We start from the raw sequence: 18,990 nt of genomic DNA, 5'->3' as shown, positions 1-18,990 counted from the left end.
AATGTCTAAAGCGAATCATTGTCCATGTGGCACCAAAAAAAACTATTCAGTTTGTTGTGAGCCAATTCATAACAACCATGAATTAGCAATAACACCAGAATTACTAATGCGTTCTCGTTACAGTGCTCATGTAAAACAATTAATTCAATATATTATCGATACCTACCATCCTTCTTGTCACGCAGAAGAATTTAGAGACGGTATAGAAGAATCTATAGAGCTTGATTGGCGAAAGCTGAAGGTAGTGTCTTCATACTTATCAGAGACTAGCGATAATGAAGGTTTTGTTTCTTTTAAAGCAACCTACTCTGAAAATGGACAATTACATCAATTGAAAGAACACTCTCGCTTTCTAAAAGAAAACAGAAAGTGGTACTACGTTAATGGCGAGATTGAATAAACCATACCTTTACATTTAAATACATCAAAGCCTGGTATTCGTATCAGGCTTTTTTATTTCGATGAGTTCAAAAAAACGAGAGTCATAAAACTCTCGTTTATATTTTTATAATTCGATATCTTTACGATGGTTTATCTTAGATCAGAACTTCTTAGAGATAAGAGCTGAACCAGCAATAATAGCGACACCTAACAGCATGATTGGGCCTTTACCACCATCAAAACCAGATGAGATCCCCATGAATGCAACGATTGCGATTGCAACAGGGATAATATACTTAACTAGTGCATACCATAAGCCAAATAGTGGAAATTTAATTTCACCGCCATTTGTTACTTCATCTTCAAGATCTTCACGCTTTAATCTCCAACCAGCGAAGATACATACCAACATACCGCCAACCGCTAGGAATATCTTATCAGTTAATAAATCAAAGATATCAAACGCTCCTGTATCAAACAGCGTTGGACCAAGACCACCTAAAGATAATGAAGCAAACACACACAAAATAGCCATTACAGAACTTGCAGCAATTACCGCTTTAATTCGAGTAAATTTCTTCTCATCAATTAAGTAAGAAACGACTACTTCTAATAGAGATACTGAAGATGTCAATGCTGCTACACTTAAACCAATAAAGAACAGTAAAGCAAGCAGAAGACCAATCAAACCACCCATTTCTGCAAATATTTGTGGTACAACAACAAATACTAAACCAGGCCCCGCAGTTGGTGCCATTCCAAATGCAAACATTGCAGGAAACATAGCAACACCCGCAAGAACAGCAACACCGGTATCCATTGCCGTAACCATCGCTGTTGTTTGAACTAGATTCTCTTTTTTCTTCAAGTAAGAGCCATAAGTCATCATACAGCCCATACCAAGAGATAATGAGAAAAACGCTTGACCTAATGCTGCAAGAATAACATTACTGTCAATTTTAGAAAAATCAGGACTAAATAAGAAATCAAGACCTGCCATCGCACCAGGAAGCATTAGACCTTTTACAGAAACAATAATTAAGATAATAAATAATAAAGGCATTAAGATTTTGCCGGCTTTCTCTATACCGCCAGAAATACCTTTCATTACAATAACAATGTTTAGAAGTAGGTATAAGCCCATCCACATAAGTGGCTCTACAGGGTTAGAGATGAAAGCACCAAAACTATCACCAATAGCGGCCGGAGTGTCTAATAGACCCGTACCCACTTTAGCAATATAAGCAATGGCCCAACCACCGACTACAGGATAGAAACCCATAATCAATAAGCCACTAACTACACCAATAACACCAGCAAAAGTCCAACGACGATCTGTCGATTTAAACGCACCTACCGCTGATTTTTGAGTACGACGACCGATAGCAAACTCAGTCAACATCACACTAAAACCAATAAATATTACAAAGAATAGGTAAATAGCAACAAATGCACCACCACCATTCTCTCCAGCTGTATATGGGAATTTCCAAATATTACCTAAACCAACAGCAGATCCTGCTGCAGCCATTACAAATCCTAATTTTGAACCCCAGGTATCACGGGGCTTAGTGGTATTACTCATAGCCACAAGTTCTCCAAATATTCTATATTGTTGTATATGCACTGTGTTTGTATATGAGCATCAAAATGGTGTACAAAAAAGTGTACACTTAAAAAAGGTTTGGTTAACACTCAATATTGCAAGTAAAACAGTTTAGGAATAAAATTGAAACCCCTTAGGTTAAATTTTTTAACGTACAGCTCTCTTTTTTAACCTAAATGTCTACAAAACCATCAGTAAACTTTATTTTGTAAATTTTTCCTTCCTTATCTACTCTTTTCCTACAACACCTGATTTAATAGAGATTCATTTACTATTTCAATGACAAAGGCTAATGGATAAATTTTATCAAGCGCTTACTCTTATTGGTTTTATCTTATACTGGCTGCTCGTTGCCGGTGTCACAATACGTGTTGTTTTTAAACCAAGGCCTGTTGGTGTCTCTTTAGCTTGGTTAATGATCATTTATATCATCCCTGTGTTAGGGGTAATGGCGTACTTCTTAATTGGAGAGCTTAACCTTGGACGAACACGTGGTGAGCGTGCCAGAGCTATGTTTACTCCTTATGAAGAATGGTTTGCACAAGTGCATAACTGCCAACACCACCAACCCCAGTCCATTTCTCATCGGATTTCAGCTATTCATAATCTCTGTTCCAATAGATTAGGCATTCCCGCGTTAAGTGGGGATACCCTTTCGTTACTAAATACACCTGCCGAAATTTTAACCGCTATTGTTCGGGATATTGAAAAAGCAGAACATGAAATCAATATGGAGTTTTACATTTGGCATCATGGTGGGCTAGCTGACAGTGTTGCAAGTGCATTAATTAAAGCGGCAAAACGTGGAGTTACTGTTAATGTACTTTTAGACTCCGCGGGAAGTATCGATTTCTTTAAAAGTCATTGGCCTAAACTGCTTAAAAACTCAGGTGTTAATATTGTAGAAGCACTCAGTGTTAGTCCTTTTCGTATGTTTTTTAGACGATTAGACTTGCGCCTGCATCGTAAAATCGTCGTGATCGACAATATAATCGCTTATACTGGCTCAATGAATTTGGTTGATCCACAATACTTCAAACAAAATTCAGGTGTTGGACAATGGGTTGATGTCATGATCCGTTTAACTGGTCCAAATGTCGCTGTGTTAAATACAATACATGCATGGGATTGGGAAGTAGAAACTGGGATCCGTGAATTACCAACTCAGCCTGAATGCCCTATTTCAATAGACCCATTCAATCACACAACTCAAGTGGTACCATCTGGCCCAGGGATGCCTGATGATATTATTCAACAAGTCTTAATCACTGCAATTAACCAAGCAAGAACATCAATTACAATCACAACCCCTTATTTTGTGCCTAGTGAAATATTGCTTCATACATTACGAACTACAGCCCACAGAGGTGTTGAAGTTAAATTAATTTTACCGAAGAAAAATGACTCATTGATGGTAAGTTGGGCATCTAAATCTTTCTTTGAGACACTACTTAAAGCCGGTGTTCAGATCCATGAATTTAACGGAGGGTTATTGCATACCAAATCCGTCGTTATTGATAATAGCCATTGTATTATTGGTACAGTTAATTTAGATATGCGTAGTTTCTGGTTAAACTTTGAAGTGAGCTTAATCGTTGATGACCCTGAATTTACTAAACAACTTTCTTGGGTTCTTGATGGCTATTTAGAACAATCTACCCCCGTTGAACTTACTGTTTGGCAACAGCGTAATTTACCACATCGTTTTACTGAACGATTCTTTTCTATGTTTAGCCCATTGCTTTAACTGCAAAAATTCAAGTTATTAGCATAAAATAATCCGACACATAAATGTAAAAAAGCCCGCCACTTAATAATTTAAGTCACGGGCTTTTTTTTATAAAAATGTCGATTAACGAATACCGTTTAAAAACTCATGTCTTGTTGCTGGGTTTCTTTTAAAAATCCCCCCAAGAGCTGTTGTTGTTGTACTGCTAGTTGCATCCATAACACCACGAGACTTCACACAATAATGTGTCGCTTCCATCGTTATCGCCACATCATCACTGCCAAGTAATGTTTGCAGTGCAACTAAAATTTGCTGAGTCATACGCTCTTGAACTTGAGGACGCTGCGCAAAGAAACGAACAATACGGTTAATCTTTGATAAGCCAATAATTTTCTGACGAGGAATATAAGCTACCGTTGCTTTACCATCAATCGTAACTAAATGATGCTCGCAAGTACTAGTAAGAGTAATGTCGTTAACTCTTACCATCTCATCACAGTTCATTTTGTTTTCAATAACAGTAATTTTAGGAAAATTGGCGTAATCTAAACCTGAGAAAATTTCATCAACATACATTTTAGCAATTCGATGAGGGGTTTCCTCTAAACTATCATCACTAAGATCAAGACTTAACAGCGTTAAAATTTCACGCATGTGTTCTTCTATACGTTCTTTTTTCTCTTCACGACTAATTCCATTTTCCTTCATTGGCGTCTCAAGACCACGCGCGATAAGGGCATCACGCACTAAAATGGCTGATTCACTGAATGATGACATCGTATACTCCAAATAACCTAATCAATTGAACTTTGCTAAGGATACCCGCTCTGTCAGATAAATACACCCTGATTTTACTGGGTCTATTAGATGTTAAGAGGCAAAATATGATAATGTGCTGTCATTATTACTATTAATCTAGAGAGTATCATGATGGATTGCTGCGCAACTCAAGGTTTGATCCCAGTAGAAACGGCCTTAGACACCCTTTTATCTCAAGTTTCCCCTATCTCAAATACAACTATATTACCGCTTGCTGATGCGATTGGTTTTGTCTTAGCTGAAGATATCTGCTCTCCAATTAATGTACCTCCATTTGCCAATTCAGCGATGGATGGTTATGCCGTTCGTATCTCTGATTTAGAACAATCATTAACCCTATCTCTTGCAGGCAAATCTTTTGCTGGTATCCCTTTTGATGGCGAATGGGCAACACAAACTACCATCAGAATCATGACAGGAGCAAAAATCCCTGAAGGTTGTGACGCCGTAATTATGCAGGAGTTGACTTCAGATTCAGAAGGTAACATCACGTTTGATCTTTCTTTAGCTGATGTAAAACCACAAACAAACATTCGCCCTATTGGTGATGATGTTGCTCAAGGTCAAACTGTTTTAGAAAAAGGCCATCGCTTAACACCCCGAGACATTCCATTAATCGCCTCTTTAGGTATTAATGATATTCCCGTAGTAGCAAAACCAAAAGTTGCCTTCTTCTCTACTGGTGACGAGTTAAAACCATTAGGTCAACCATTAGAAGATGGTCAGATCTACGACAGCAACCGCTATGGTATTAAAGTTTTAATTGAGCGTTTTGGCTGTGAAGCGATCGACTTAGGCATTATCCCTGATTGCCCTGAAACACTAAAAGAAGTGTTCTTAAAAGCAGATAAAGAAGCCGATGTGGTCGTAACTTCTGGCGGCGTAAGTGTAGGTGAAGCAGATTATACAAAAGATATCCTAGATGAATTAGGGCAAATTGGTTTCTGGAAACTCGCGATTAAACCAGGTAAACCATTCGCATTTGGCAATTTACCGAATTCTTATTTCTGTGGATTACCAGGCAACCCAGTTTCTGCAATGTTAACTATGTATGTATTGGTTCAACCAATGCTTGCTAAATTAGCAGGTCACTCAAAGTGGGAAGCACCAAAATCAATCCCAGCAGTCGCAACAACACTATTTAAGAAACGTCCAGGCCGTACAGACTATCAACGTGGTATTTACTCTATTAATGCTCTAGGACAATTTGAAGTAGCAACAACTGGTAACCAAGGTTCAGGTGCATTCAGCTCAATGAGTGTTGCAAACTGTTTTGTTGTGTTAGAACGCGAGCGTGGCCGTGTTGAAGCCGGCGAAATGGTCACTATTGAATTGTTTAACTCTTCTTTATATTAAGAGAATTTAAAGATGACTGAATTAACCGATCAAGAAATGTTGCGCTACAATCGCCAGATAATTCTAAGAAACTTTGACTTTGATGGGCAAGAGCGCTTAAAAGCAAGTTCTATTCTGATTATTGGTGCTGGCGGTTTAGGTTGTGCCTCAAGTCAGTATTTAGCGGCAGCAGGGGTGGGAGAACTCACCCTCGTGGACGATGATATTGTTGAAATTTCTAACCTCCAACGCCAAGTTCTTCATTGCGATGAAACCATTGGGGATAAAAAAGTTATTTCTGCAAAAATGGCGTTGAATCGCATCAACCCTCATTGTCATATTGAGACTCTTGATAAGCGCTTATCTGATGACGAATTGCGAACACTGATTGCTAATCATGATTTAGTGCTAGATGGCACTGATAACGTAGATACTCGTAATCAATTAAATCGCTTATGCTTTGAGTCAAAAACACCATTGGTATCTGGTGCAGCGATACGGATGGAAGGTCAAGTAAGCGTTTATACTTATCAAGATAATGAACCATGTTATCAGTGCTTAAGCAGTTTATTTGGTCAACAAGCATTAACCTGTGTTGAAGCTGGAGTAATGTCCCCTGTCGTTGGGATTATTGGCGCAACTCAAGCCTTGGAAGCAATTAAGGTATTAACTAATTATGGTCAACCGCTGACCAGTAAATTACTAATATTAGATGCCCTTTCAATGAACTGGCGTGAAATGAAGTTGATGAAGCAACCTTCATGTTCGGTATGCTCTATATAAGTTCACTAGTCATTTTAAAGCTACTTATCTACTAAAAATAAGTAGCTTTAATTAACCGTTTTACAGCAAATTGAATTCCTTTTTTCTTTCGCTTTATATAATTGAATATCCGCTTCATGATATATATGGTCGATACTTTTGACGGCTTTGTTTGCAACAATACAGCCAATAGAAACAGTTAGAAACTCAGAAACAGAACTTAAGTTATGTTCAATTTTCTTAACAGCTAATAGATGTTGAATACGGCACGCTATTTTTTCTAAATCATCAATATTAACGCCAGATAAACACACTGCAAACTCCTCACCGCCTATACGGCAAAAAGAAGCTCCCGGAAGCGCATTAATAGCATCATTTAAAATCCTTGCGAACATCAACAATGCTTTATCTCCCTGTAAATGCCCATAACAAGTGTTATAAAGTCCAAAAAAATCAATATCAATTAAAAGCACAGCTACGTTTGATGCATTTGGTGTTTTTAATATCTGATTGAATTTTTTTTCAAACTGCCGACGGTTACCAAGCTCAGTTAAGGGATCTTGCAAAGATAATAACTCTAGCTGTTCATTCATTGTTTCTAACTGCTTAGTTCTTGCTTTAATTTTCAACTCTAGCTCTTTATTTAACTTCTCTAATCGTTCAGTGGCTTGAGTTCGTTGTAATACCTCACTTAATGTAGAGATGAATAAGTTAACTATTTCTCTTTCTTCCGTACTAAGTACTTTCTTCGTCAAAAAATTATCTACAACAACAAACGCAAAGGGTTTCTTGTCTGTAGTTTGAATTAATGCGATTCCTTTACAGCCAAAACCAATCACTTCCATATCATGAAAAATAGGAGCTGATTCGGTATATATCAGGGTTTCAGGTTTATCGATTGCTTCTTGAACTACATCTAAGTTTTCACTATAAAAATAAGATTCATCAACGGTGTTACCTTGCTGATCTGTTCCCCATGTTCCTTGCAAACTGGTACAGTCTTCATTAGTTAATAAAATGCCAAGGCGATCCACTCCTAAATGTTTAATAGCAAAAGAAACCGCACTTTGACATACATCGCTTAATGTTTCGCAACGAGAGAAGCCAACCAAACTAATATTCAGTAACCGTACCGCTTGCTCACGTCGCTTTCTTATATAAATCTGAGATAATAATGCAGCAAAAGACTTCAACATCTCTTGTTGATAAATGGTAATCGGTTCACGATGAATAAAATTATCTAACGCTAGCCAGCCTACAGGGTAATTTTCACCTCTTAGTATCAGCATCGCATTCCACCCTTCACCAACAACCTCCCCCGCAGTATAGAGTGGAGCAGGATCAACAACGACTAACGTTTCAGAGTGGCTGTATAACGCTTCGATATAGGATGGTTCTAACTGATTTAAATCGTATGTCTTATGGTGTTCTCGAACCGTTTCTCCGTTCTCATTTGTCCCATAAGTGCTACTAAATGATCCCTGTTTATAATCCAGCAACATAAATACGCTGCGGTCAAACCCCATATCATCTCGAACTGCTTCAACCGCTGCTTTAAACAATTCATCTAATGTTTCGTGTTTTGATAAGTTAAGAGAAATATTTTGGACTAATTTCATTTTATCAAGAAAGAGATCACGTTCTTTTATCTCATCTAAGTATTTGGCCGCTCTCATGTCTCTTAAACGAATGTCATTACTCGCATTCCTTTCCGCTCTTATGCATTGCCATTGAGATGCTGCGATATATAAAAAATTCAATTTACTTCGTTCAACTAAAATGTCAGAAGGGATCTTTATATTTTCAATAATTAAATAGGAACGATTACAGGTATGACTATCTAATACAAATAAGAATGTATCGTTACTCAATATTTGTCTGTAATCCCAACCAATAGTGTTACTAGAGATAGCAACCAACCCATCACAACTACCAAACTGATTAGCCCAAACCCAAAAGCTAATAGGGATACTCTCTAAAGGTAAGTGCTCACCATAAATATAATCCTCATGGTAATCATAACTGTCTTTACGAAAAGAGATAATGGCGGCTGATGTAGCTTCAAAGCTAGATGAAAAATACCAAAAAAGAAGATCCGAAATGATTTTTCTATCATGGCATTGAATTATTTTTTGCTCTAACGTTTGTTTACTCTCAACGTTGGTCAGTTCAAAATTCTGAATCATTTTTATTTATCAGCACCCAATTCGGATTAATACATAATGATGCATATTTTTTTTAAAATAAGCGAATAAACCAATGGCATCGTTTATTTATTTGCGAAACACATCAATAAATAATTGATTAAATAACAACCAATTACATTTCATCATTGGTTAAAAACTTACTCAAAGATCTAACCATTCGTAAGATCACTACTATAAAATAACGAATCGGGTCATTATTTTCCTTTAATCAATAATACACAAAACTCAATATATCCATATGATAATTAAGAATAAATAGATAATTCATATTTTCTAATAAAAATAAATATAGCCTTGTAATACACTTTTAAGAAAACTGAAATATTACTGTCATATAAATTTTCTAAAGTGACCTCGTCAACTTAATCCGGCACGTATGCCTCATAAAGGAAATGAAAATGAAAAAGTCAGTTATCGGCGCACTAGCAATTCTGAGTTCAGTAGTAGCATTACCAGCATCAGCGAAAGAAACAATTTCTGCCGTTGGTTCAAGCAGCGTGACCCCTCTAATGGAAGTGTTTTCTGAGACTTACATGAAAGAACACTCAAACGTATATATCGAAGTTCAAGGCCCTGGCTCTTCAGCGGGTGTAAAAGCGGCAAAGAATGGCTCTGCGGATTTAGGTATGTCATCACGTAACCTTAAATCATCAGAAAAAGAACCAACATTAAAAGAATTAGTGGTTGCACACGATGGTATAGCTGTCGTGGTTAACCCAAGTAACAAGCTAAAAGGCCTAACGTCTGAGCAAGTAACTGCTATCTATAAAGGTGAAGTAAAAAACTGGAAAGAAGTAGGCGGAGCAGACAAACCAATCGTTGCTATCACTCGTGATACAGCTTCTGGTACTCGTGGTGCATTTGAAGACATCATGAGCTTAAAGAAAAAAATATCAGGTATGAAAGTTTCAGCAATTTCACAACGAGCTCAAGTTGCTAATGGCAATGGCGCTCTAAAGACAATGGTAGCAAGTAACCCATATGCTATTGGTTATATTTCTTTAGGTACTGTAGATAGCTCAGTTCATGCGCTTTCAATTGATAATGTAGTACCAAGTGTTGCCGACATTAAAAATGGCACATATAAAGTGTCTCGTCCTTTCCTTGTTCTATACAAAGAAGGACAACCATCAGTTGAAACTCAAAAATTCCTAAACTGGATGACAGCAGAAACCGCTCAAAACCTAGTTGAAAAGAAAGGCTACATCTCAGTTAACTAATTTCTACCTTAATTTGCCTGACCTGTGAAGGTCAGGCTTTTTCCATTTCGAATTTTTCGACATGTGAGTATTTATTATGACCATCGCAATGAATAATCAAAATTCAGTAAATCACGATACTCCTTCAAAAAGCCCGCTAAGACAAAAAAAGCGAGTTGATTGGAGAGAGCGCATTTTCCACGGTTTATTTTTAAGTTGTGCTGTTATTGGTATTGTTTCATTAGCAACCATTGCTTATTTCATCGTAAAAGAAAGTATCCCCGCATTTCAACAAGTTGGCGTAAGCGGTATTGTATTTGGTCAAGATTGGCTACCACCAGCTCTCTATGGTGTTTTCACCATGATTGTTGCTTCTGTTGTTTCAACCTTTGGTGCTGTTCTTGTTGGTGTACCTGTTGGAATATTAACCGCTATTTTTATTGCAGAAATTGCTCCTAAACGTGTTGCTGATATTATTCGACCTGCCGTTGAGTTATTAGCTGGTATTCCATCTGTAGTTTATGGTTTTTTTGGTCTTGTTATTATCGTTCCACTTATTCAAGACGTCTTTCAAGTCCCTGCAGGTAACACCATTCTAGCCGGTATTATCGTTTTAGGTGTCATGATCCTACCTACCGTAATTACGGTGTCAGAAACCTCTATTAGAGCTGTTCCAGCTACTTATAAAGAAGGCTCTCTAGCGCTTGGGGCATCTAAGATATTTACTATTTTCCGCATCCTTCTTCCAGCAGCTCGTTCAGGCATAATGACTGGTGTGATCTTAGGTATTGCTCGCGCATTAGGTGAAACCATGGCAATCATTATGGTTATGGGTAATGCTCCTGCCATGCCAGAAGGCATCTTAGACTCAGCAAGAACATTAACAGCAAACATTGCGATTGAAATGTCATACGCAAGTGGCATTCATGCTAACGCGTTATATGCAACGGGTGTTGTACTGCTAGTTTTCATCATGTCGCTTAATGGCATTCTTCTTTATCTAAATCGTGAAACGGCGAAATAAGACAATGAATAAACTTAAAAAGCAACGTCACATAAAAGATCAAATTGCAGCGGGATTCATCTGGCTATCAGCCGCAATTACCGTTGGATTCTTATTCTGGATCATTTGGTACATTCTTTCGAACGGCTTACAACACGTAAGTTGGTCGTTCATTACCGATGATTATACTCGAACGGGTGAAGAACACGGTATCTTCCCAATGATTGTCGCAACACTCTATATGGTATTAGCATCTATTGCCGTCGCAGCACCATTAGGAATAATGACAGCAATATACTTAACTGAATACGCCAAGATTGGCAGTAAATTTGTTAAAGTTATCCGTTTCTGTACCGAATCTTTAGCTGGTATTCCGTCGATTATTTTCGGTTTATTTGGTATGACTTTCTTTGTTGGGATTTTAGGCCTAGGCTTTTCAATTCTTTCCGGTGCATTAACACTAAGTATTCTAATTTTACCTGTCATTATTCGAACAACAGAAGAAGCATTAATGGCTGTACCTCAAACTTTCCGTGAAGGGTCTTATGGTTTAGGGGCGTCAAAAATATATACTATCTGGCGCTTAATTTTACCAAGCGCAATGCCTGGTATTTTAACTTCTGTTATTTTAAGTATCGGCCGAGTGATTGGTGAGTCTGCGCCAGTATTTTTAACCGCAGGTATGGTTGCGAGGATCCCTGATTCATTATTTGATTCAGGCAGAACATTAACTGTTCACCTATATAAGTTGACCACTGAACTCTTCACTATTGAAGAATGGAATCAGGCCTATGGCACGGCAACAGTACTGATTGTTCTTGTCTTAATTATTAATATGCTAACAAAGCTATTGGCTCAAAAAATAAATAAAGCATCTCATTAATATAAAACTTATTACTCACTATTTATTCACTGGTTGCACGAAAAGAAGTTGCAGCCAGTAAGGAAACTAAAATGAACAAATTTAATATTGAAAGCCTAGATCTTTTTTACGGTCAAAACCAAGCACTAAAAAGCATTAACTTACCGATCCCAGCAAAGCAAGTAACTGCACTGATCGGCCCTTCTGGTTGCGGTAAATCAACCCTTTTACGTTGCTTGAACCGCATGAATGATCTCATCGAAGGTGTAAAAATTACTGGATTAGTAAATCTAGATGGTAATGACATTTACGGTAATATTGACGTTGCTGATTTACGCATCAAAGTAGGTATGGTTTTCCAAAAAGCAAATCCATTCCCGATGAGTATTTATGAAAACGTCGCTTATGGATTAAAAGCTCAAGGCGTTAAAGATAAAAAGCATTTAGATGCTGTTGTAGAAAAGTCACTCCGCAGTGCCGCTCTTTGGGATGAAGTAAAAGACCGTTTAAAATCTCATGCGTTTGGGTTATCTGGCGGCCAACAACAACGTTTATGTATTGCTCGAACTATAGCTATGGAACCAGATGTAATTTTAATGGATGAACCTACATCTGCACTGGATCCAATTGCTACACATAAAATTGAAGAGTTAATGGAAACACTTAAAAAAGATTATACGATTGTTATCGTCACTCACTCTATGCAACAAGCTCGTCGTATTTCAGATAAAACTGCTTTCTTTTTGATGGGCGAATTAGTAGAGCATAACGATACTCATATTATCTTTTCAAACCCAAAAGATGATCGTACTCAGGGTTACGTAAATGGTGACTTTGGTTAATCCTATTTTTTGAATTATAACAAAAGCGATGGAAACTTTTGCCCCTACTAGTTAGGGGCTTTTTTTGTTATAAATTGTAATTTATTTGTTATATTTGTGGATTTATAATAGTAATTATGAATAATAAAGATAACTACATAGATATTACGGATAATTACATGAAGTTATTGAGTTTTATATCATTTATATTATTTTCTTTTTCTGTACAAGCTGACAAATCAGGCTATTACATAACAACTAATCTCGAAGAGTCTTCAGTGACTTTTCTTGGGGTTCAAACAGACCTTGATCGTGGCTATAACATTAAAGGAGGTTATGATTTCCCAATTTCAGATACATTTTATATGTCTGTTGAACTTGAATATAACAATATGGGCAGTTTTGATTACGACTGGAAGAAAGATAATGAATTTGCAAGAAGCCATATTGATGCCCATTTTTTCGGTGCTAATTTAAAATACCGAGCTTATATATTGGAATCTGATTTCTTTATTACCAGTATGTTTGGCTATGGCTATTACTACTTAGATATGGATATTGATTTTTACTTAGAAGAAGGGAATAAAGGTTTTAAAGGAAAAGGATCCCAAAGCCGAAGCGCCTTAGGCCTATCTTATGGTTTTGAAGCTGGATATGACTTTACAACACATTTCACTTTGACAGCAGGTCACAACATAGCACGTGCTATTATGGATGGTATTGGATATGACTTTGGGACCACTTATCTCGGATTAACGTATAATTTCTAATTCAGTTAGGCGTTTATTTATTACTAGAATCTGAGTACACTTAATCTAATAATAATGATTAGGTGTACTTAAATGAAAATTAATTCTCTCTTTGCTGCCAGTATTTGTCTTCTTACTTCAGTAAGTGCAAATGCCTCAATCCAACTGACTATTCCTGGAGATGTTGAGCTACTACTGGTTGACAATCAAGAAGTTGAATTAGAAAGTTCTTTCTTCTCTACTTCATCAAATCTTGAATTAGAAAACGGCGAGCACCAAATTGCATTTAGATACAACCCAGTATTTAAACAAGGTAAAGATAATATCATCGTCTCTAGCGATATTATTATTTCTAAATTCTCAGCATCAGATAAAGAGATCACCTTTAAATTTCCAACCTATAATTCGCCAGAAAAAGCAGAAGCCTTTAATACTGACTTAAATTGGCAACTTATCGATCAAAACAATGCAGCGATCCCTTATGCCCAGTCACAACTTATCCATAATGGTGTTCAAGTTGGCCGAAATATTCAATTTGAACTAGCGCAATTCAATAGCACCAATGATCCTGCCGCATTTAAAGAAGGCATGGTAACTGTAACTCATAAAGAAATTAAAAATGAGCAAGGCCAAAACACTGCTGAACAAATGCTGCATTACTGGTATGAAAAAGCAGATAAAGAGACGCAAGAACGTTTTTCCGCCTACTTATTACAAAATAAATAAACGCTCCATACAAATCAATAGACATAAAAATAGCCCACAATCATTGTGGGCTATTTTTTATAAGCACTTAAATTTAAAAATTACACTTTAAATTGAGAAACTAAACCATCAAGTCTCTCACATTGCTCTGATAATGAAAGACATGAACTTTCTGAACGATTCACCATCTGCACCATCTGGGTACTATTATCGGCGATTCGCTGTACATTCGAATTAACATCATCACTAACATGACTCTGTTCATTAGCTGCTGTTGCTATATGTGTATTCATATCATTCATAATAACAATCGCTCTTGTTATCTGATCTAATGATTTTGATGCTTCACTTGCTAGGTCAATCGTTTCTTTACCACTTTTAGTACTCGATTCCATCGCAACTACCGCTTCTTTCGCTCCCGCTTGTAAGCGTTCAATCATCTTTTGAATTTCACCAGTACTGTCTTGTGTTTTACTTGCTAACGCTCTTACTTCATCAGCAACAACCGCAAAACCACGCCCTTGCTCACCAGCTCGTGCAGCTTCTATTGCTGCATTTAGCGCTAATAAATTAGTTTGATCTGCAATCCCTTTAATGACATCTAAAATTGACGCTATATTTGATACATCACTATCCAAAGTATGGATTACAGTACCTGCTTGAGTGATCTCATTGGCCAATCCTTGAATCGATACTACGGTTTGCTGCAAAATAGCTTCTGTCGTATTGGCTTCTGTTGTTGCTCCTAAACTTGCTTGCGCCGCTTCATTGGCATTCTCATTCACCGTATTACTCGTCACTTGCATTTCATGTACAGCAGCTGCAACCACTTCACTTTCTTGTTGCTGGCTTGAAGAAAATTTAGCGATATTGTTTGTTAATACTTGAATATTATCCATTTCTGAACGAACGGTATTAGACGATACAATCACATCTGAAACCGTGCCGTGAATCTTTGATACAAATAAATTAAACGCTTGTGCCAATTTACCAATTTCATCACTTGAGGTAACCGCGATGCGCTTTGTTAGATCTCCATCACCAGAAGCAACTTCTGACATTGCCAGCTCTAATGACTGAATTGGTTTCACAATCCAGTTAATTGATAACCAAATAACAAATAAGCCAAAAATCACAGCACTAATTGCACCAATCTCAGAAATTATTTTACCTGAATTGATCCCATAATGACTTTGCTCTCCTAGTTTGACCTGCTCACTCATAATCAACTTACTAATTGATTTTAGTTGCTTACGCATGATCTTAAACTGATCTTCTAACTGACCACTATTTTCTTGATAATAAAATTGAGCATTATCAGGATCTGAGAATAAAGGTTCATAAAGTGAGACCCATTTTTCAGCCGCGTTAATTAACGTTGTTAATTCAAATTGAGTATTTAAAGGAAGGATATTTTCTTGATATAAAGTTTCTACTTTTTTTAAGCGAGGAATCGCTTTATAGGCGTTATCTTTAAACTCAAACGTGTGGTGTTCTCTTTCTGCCTTCGTTGTTGAAAGCATAAATCCTTGTGCTGCAGCGGTAACTTGATAAAGATCTCGGTATGCATCTTCTAAAGATTCATTTACTGGTTGAACAAGCTCGATTAACTTATAATTAACCTCCGCTTGCTCATTTAGCTTCATTACATTAAGCGTTGAAATAACACTGAATAAAAAAACAATGGCGACAATTGGCAATGCTATTTTTGTTTTTACTGATAAACGTCCTGCTAACTTCATAACCTATCCATATGAAATAAAAATAATTCAACGGACTATACCAAATATCAATAAATATAAATTGATCAAATCCATATGAGAGGCAAATAAAGTTCACTCATACCATTGATATTTATAAAGTTAATTTCAATTATTAAAGAAATTATTTAATGCACCTATTGAGAGTTCGTAAATCTGAGCGATTTCAATCTCACTGCATTCAGATAAATCCCCCTCTTTTCCTCTTTCTTCATAAACATTACAAAGTGTATGTAATTGCATTAATCCAAGACTGCCCGCAGATCCTTTTAGCTTATGAGCCAACTGATTGACTTGATAAGCCTCTTTATTAACAATCGCATCTTGCAGTTGAATTAAATTATCTTTAGAGGATTGTCTAAATAATTCAATAATTTTAAGCATTCTAATCTCACCTAATACAGCAAGATCACTTTTAAGTACTTTTTCATTTAAAACCATATCAATTTCCTTAACAGTGATGCTATCCATTGTAGAGTTAAATATTTCTTGGGATATATCAAACTCTTTAATCGGATAGGCATCACTTAAAAAACGGTTTAACATTTTAATCAATTGATTTTCAATAAGAGGTTTAGCTAAAAATCCATCAAAACCAGCAGCCAAATAGCTTTCCACATCCTCACTAAATACATGTGCAGACACAGCGAGTATCGGTGTATGCTTTATATTATTTTCTTTCTGTTGCTCTATTTCTCGTAATCGTTTTTGTAAAGTCACACCGTCGGTATCAGGTAGATTAATATCTAAAAGTAACATATCAAATTGGTTATTTTTTAATGCCTCTTCCGCAAATTTTCCGGTATCTACTGCTGTAACCCTATGACCTAAACGCTCTAGAAAACCAACCGCAACCATTTGATTAACAGGATTATCTTCGACGAGGAGAATATGAGCAGGCGCAACATCAGGAACCATACTATCTTCAGTATGAGCGGTAATACAATGCCCTTCTTCCAACTCTAAAGAGAACCAAAATGTGCTTCCTAGCCCCTCTTTTGAATCTACACCTATCTCGCCATCCATTGCTTCAATTAAACGCTGGCTAATCGCTAGACCTAACCCTGTTCCGCCATAAACTTTCTGGCCCTCTTCAGCTTGTGTAAACGCTTCAAATAAGCTGCTCATTTCATGCTCTGCAATACCAACACCAGTATCAACAACTTCAAACAATAATGTAGTATCTAAAATGACATGTAATTGAATTGTCACACTACCGGTATGAGTAAATTTAACGGCATTGCCGACAAAATTGTTCAGCACTTGTCTAATTCGAGTGCAATCGCCCATCCACCACGCTGGTATATCGGCAGGAACATCAAAAGCAAGTGTAATACCTTTTTGTTGGGCTCTTGAACTAAATAAATGATGCACGTCGGTGATCATCGAATGAACATTAAAGTTAATACGACGGATAGATAAATGACCCGCCTCAATTTTTGAATAATCTAAAATATCATTAAGTAGATCGAGTAAATTCTCACCACTACGATTAATAATATCTACATATTGTTGCTGTTGTGCTGTTAACCCACTTCCACGCAATAATTCACCCGTTCCAAGTACACCATTTAGCGGCGTTCTGATTTCATGACTCATCGTAGCTAAGAATGCCGATTTAGCACGGTTGGCTTGCTCCGCTAAATCACGAGCTTTGTCATGGTTAATAATTTCAACATTTAAACGTTCATTGCTCGATTTTAACTCTTGAGTTCTTTGAGCAATTTGTAATTCTAAGCTGTCTTTATAATCTTGAAGCTCTTGCGCGGTATCTCTAGCTACTAGAATAGAACGTCCCATTTGAGCTAATTCATCATCTCCTGATGTATCTAGCTCTATGTCTAATTGTCCATTAGCGACGTCGGTAATAGCTTGCTCATATTGATTGAGTCTCATAATTACGCGAGCATATACATAACGCCACATAATGTAGATAACTAAACATAAACCCAATAATGTGATTGATATAAGGAGTTGTTGCACAACTTTCAAAACAAAGTTCACATCAGCAACGGCTTGCTGTGTTACATCGTTTGCTTGCTCTAATAACTGTGCAATAGTTAAGTTTAACTCCTGAAATTGATGAATATTTTCATCACTTAATGATTTCAATTTTTGGTTTATATTAACTAATTGAATCAACTCATTAAAAAGGCGTTCACTTTTAGTGAGGTTATTTGCTAGCGCAAGCATTTGTTTTGTTCTACTTGGATCTTCAACAGCCTGCACACGACGCGTAATAATTGTCATGTCCCGATTGAAGTCTTGGCGTAATTTCTCAACATTAACAATGCTATGACTGTTTCTAGCATCATCAATGGTATTAACAACTTTAAAAGTAAGCAAACGCAATTCATGCAAACGTTCCGCTAAATCAAGGTCTATTTCCACCAACGTATCTAACGCTTTATATACTGCATTCTTATCGTTGTTTTCGACGAGATCATAGATCTTCACAACATTGGCAATAGTAATAGTATTAGAGTTAAGCACTTGCGAACGAGCTAACTCTTCTAATTGAAGTGCTGTTTTTGTTAGCTTTTGACTTTTATTTTGAATCAGACTGTGCAGGACAACTTTCTCACCGACGTTATTTCCCATCGTTGCTAAGTTATCAACAATTTCTTGTACTTGATGATCTAAACGAGTTAATAGAGCCTTATCAAATGGATAAACCCCTAATCCTTTCAATCTTACATATAAGCTTTCAATCGATGTAAATAGCTCTTGCCCATATTTTTTTCGATCTTCCTCTGAATCAACTTGAGAAAGTAATTGAGAAGTAGAGATTATTTTTGTACTCAAATCAGAGATATATCGAGCTTCAATTACTGCAGGAATGGCAGAATCTATTACTGTTCTTTCTGTTTTTTCAACATAAGAAAAACCAAGAACACCAACAACAGATCCAAAAGCCATAAGAGCAATCATCACCATAAAAGTAAGAAATAGCTTTCGACCTATCCCTGTAGAAGCAAATAACATAATCTTGAATACACTTTAGAAAATGAAGTAATGCGAGTATCATATCACCAACCTAAAGTCAGTGCGA

At 36.8% G+C, this 18,990-nt stretch carries 15 protein-coding genes; 10 read left to right on the top strand and 5 right to left on the bottom strand.

The genetic code is table 11. The features are described from left to right. Position 1: 1 nt before the first annotated feature. Complete coding sequence (locus tag BTO23_RS03155) at positions 2–400, top strand: YchJ family protein (RefSeq protein ID WP_105062915.1); 399 nt, start codon at positions 2–4, stop codon at positions 398–400. Between the two features lie 141 nt (positions 401–541). On the opposite strand, the gene BTO23_RS03150 is transcribed toward BTO23_RS03155, so the two are convergent. After that, positions 542–1,972: a sodium-dependent transporter gene (locus tag BTO23_RS03150; protein ID WP_061013836.1), complete on the bottom strand. Its 1,431-nt coding sequence runs from the start codon at positions 1,970–1,972 to the stop codon at positions 542–544. Between the two features lie 307 nt (positions 1,973–2,279). Here BTO23_RS03150 and cls point away from each other — a divergent pair, with 307 nt between their 5' ends. After that, complete coding sequence (cls, locus tag BTO23_RS03145; RefSeq protein ID WP_105062914.1) at positions 2,280–3,734, top strand: cardiolipin synthase; 1,455 nt, start codon at positions 2,280–2,282, stop codon at positions 3,732–3,734. Positions 3,735–3,839: 105 nt separating this feature from the next. On the opposite strand, the gene folE is transcribed toward cls, so the two are convergent. After that, positions 3,840–4,493, bottom strand: coding sequence for a GTP cyclohydrolase I FolE (folE, locus tag BTO23_RS03140; protein WP_060991325.1), 654 nt, complete (start codon positions 4,491–4,493; stop codon positions 3,840–3,842). 153 nt (positions 4,494–4,646) lie between these two features. On the opposite strand from folE, the gene moeA reads away from it, so the two are divergent. After that, positions 4,647–5,891, top strand: a complete 1,245-nt coding sequence (gene moeA / locus BTO23_RS03135; RefSeq protein ID WP_105062913.1) for a molybdopterin molybdotransferase MoeA — start codon at positions 4,647–4,649, stop codon at positions 5,889–5,891. A gap of 12 nt (positions 5,892–5,903) precedes the next feature. Further along, positions 5,904–6,653, top strand: coding sequence for a molybdopterin-synthase adenylyltransferase MoeB (gene moeB, locus BTO23_RS03130; protein WP_060991327.1), 750 nt, complete (start codon positions 5,904–5,906; stop codon positions 6,651–6,653). A 47-nt stretch (positions 6,654–6,700) separates the two neighbouring features. Here moeB and BTO23_RS03125 read toward each other — a convergent pair whose 3' ends face one another. Further along, the gene (locus BTO23_RS03125) at positions 6,701–8,818 is read right to left on the bottom strand and encodes a sensor domain-containing diguanylate cyclase (RefSeq protein ID WP_061002797.1); all 2,118 of its coding nucleotides are present in this window, start codon (positions 8,816–8,818) and stop codon (positions 6,701–6,703) included. A 419-nt stretch (positions 8,819–9,237) separates the two neighbouring features. Between BTO23_RS03125 and BTO23_RS03120 the strand changes: the two genes are divergently transcribed. From BTO23_RS03120 to BTO23_RS03095, 6 genes are all read left to right on the top strand, one after another. Next, a complete protein-coding gene (locus BTO23_RS03120; RefSeq protein WP_060991329.1) occupies positions 9,238–10,059 on the top strand; it encodes a phosphate ABC transporter substrate-binding protein in 822 nt (273 codons plus the stop codon). A 76-nt stretch (positions 10,060–10,135) separates the two neighbouring features. Next, the gene (pstC, locus tag BTO23_RS03115) at positions 10,136–11,062 is read left to right on the top strand and encodes a phosphate ABC transporter permease subunit PstC (RefSeq protein ID WP_060991330.1); all 927 of its coding nucleotides are present in this window, start codon (positions 10,136–10,138) and stop codon (positions 11,060–11,062) included. Between the two features lie 4 nt (positions 11,063–11,066). After that, a complete protein-coding gene (pstA, locus tag BTO23_RS03110) occupies positions 11,067–11,924 on the top strand; it encodes a phosphate ABC transporter permease PstA (protein ID WP_060991331.1) in 858 nt (285 codons plus the stop codon). Between the two features lie 71 nt (positions 11,925–11,995). Further along, complete coding sequence (gene pstB, locus BTO23_RS03105) at positions 11,996–12,745, top strand: phosphate ABC transporter ATP-binding protein PstB (protein ID WP_060991332.1); 750 nt, start codon at positions 11,996–11,998, stop codon at positions 12,743–12,745. A gap of 158 nt (positions 12,746–12,903) precedes the next feature. Continuing rightward, positions 12,904–13,494, top strand: a complete 591-nt coding sequence (locus BTO23_RS03100; RefSeq protein WP_060991833.1) for a porin family protein — start codon at positions 12,904–12,906, stop codon at positions 13,492–13,494. 72 nt (positions 13,495–13,566) lie between these two features. Continuing rightward, on the top strand, positions 13,567–14,199 hold the full coding sequence (locus BTO23_RS03095) for a YccT family protein (RefSeq protein ID WP_061002801.1): 633 nt from the start codon (positions 13,567–13,569) through the stop codon (positions 14,197–14,199). An 80-nt stretch (positions 14,200–14,279) separates the two neighbouring features. Here the strand turns inward: BTO23_RS03095 and BTO23_RS03090 are convergent, their stop codons facing one another. Both BTO23_RS03090 and torS read right to left on the bottom strand, forming a co-directional pair. After that, entirely contained in the window at positions 14,280–15,920 is a 1,641-nt protein-coding gene (locus BTO23_RS03090) for a methyl-accepting chemotaxis protein (protein WP_105062911.1), read from the bottom strand. A 126-nt stretch (positions 15,921–16,046) separates the two neighbouring features. Beyond that, positions 16,047–18,923 (bottom strand): TMAO reductase system sensor histidine kinase/response regulator TorS, encoded by a 2,877-nt coding sequence (gene torS, locus BTO23_RS03085; RefSeq protein ID WP_105062910.1) that lies wholly within the window; start codon positions 18,921–18,923, stop codon positions 16,047–16,049. Positions 18,924–18,990: the final 67 nt, after the last annotated feature.

Source organism: Aliivibrio sifiae, assembly GCF_002954715.1.
Lineage (GTDB): Bacteria > Pseudomonadota > Gammaproteobacteria > Enterobacterales > Vibrionaceae > Aliivibrio > Aliivibrio sifiae.
This window is presented reverse-complemented; position numbering and strand designations above follow the sequence as displayed.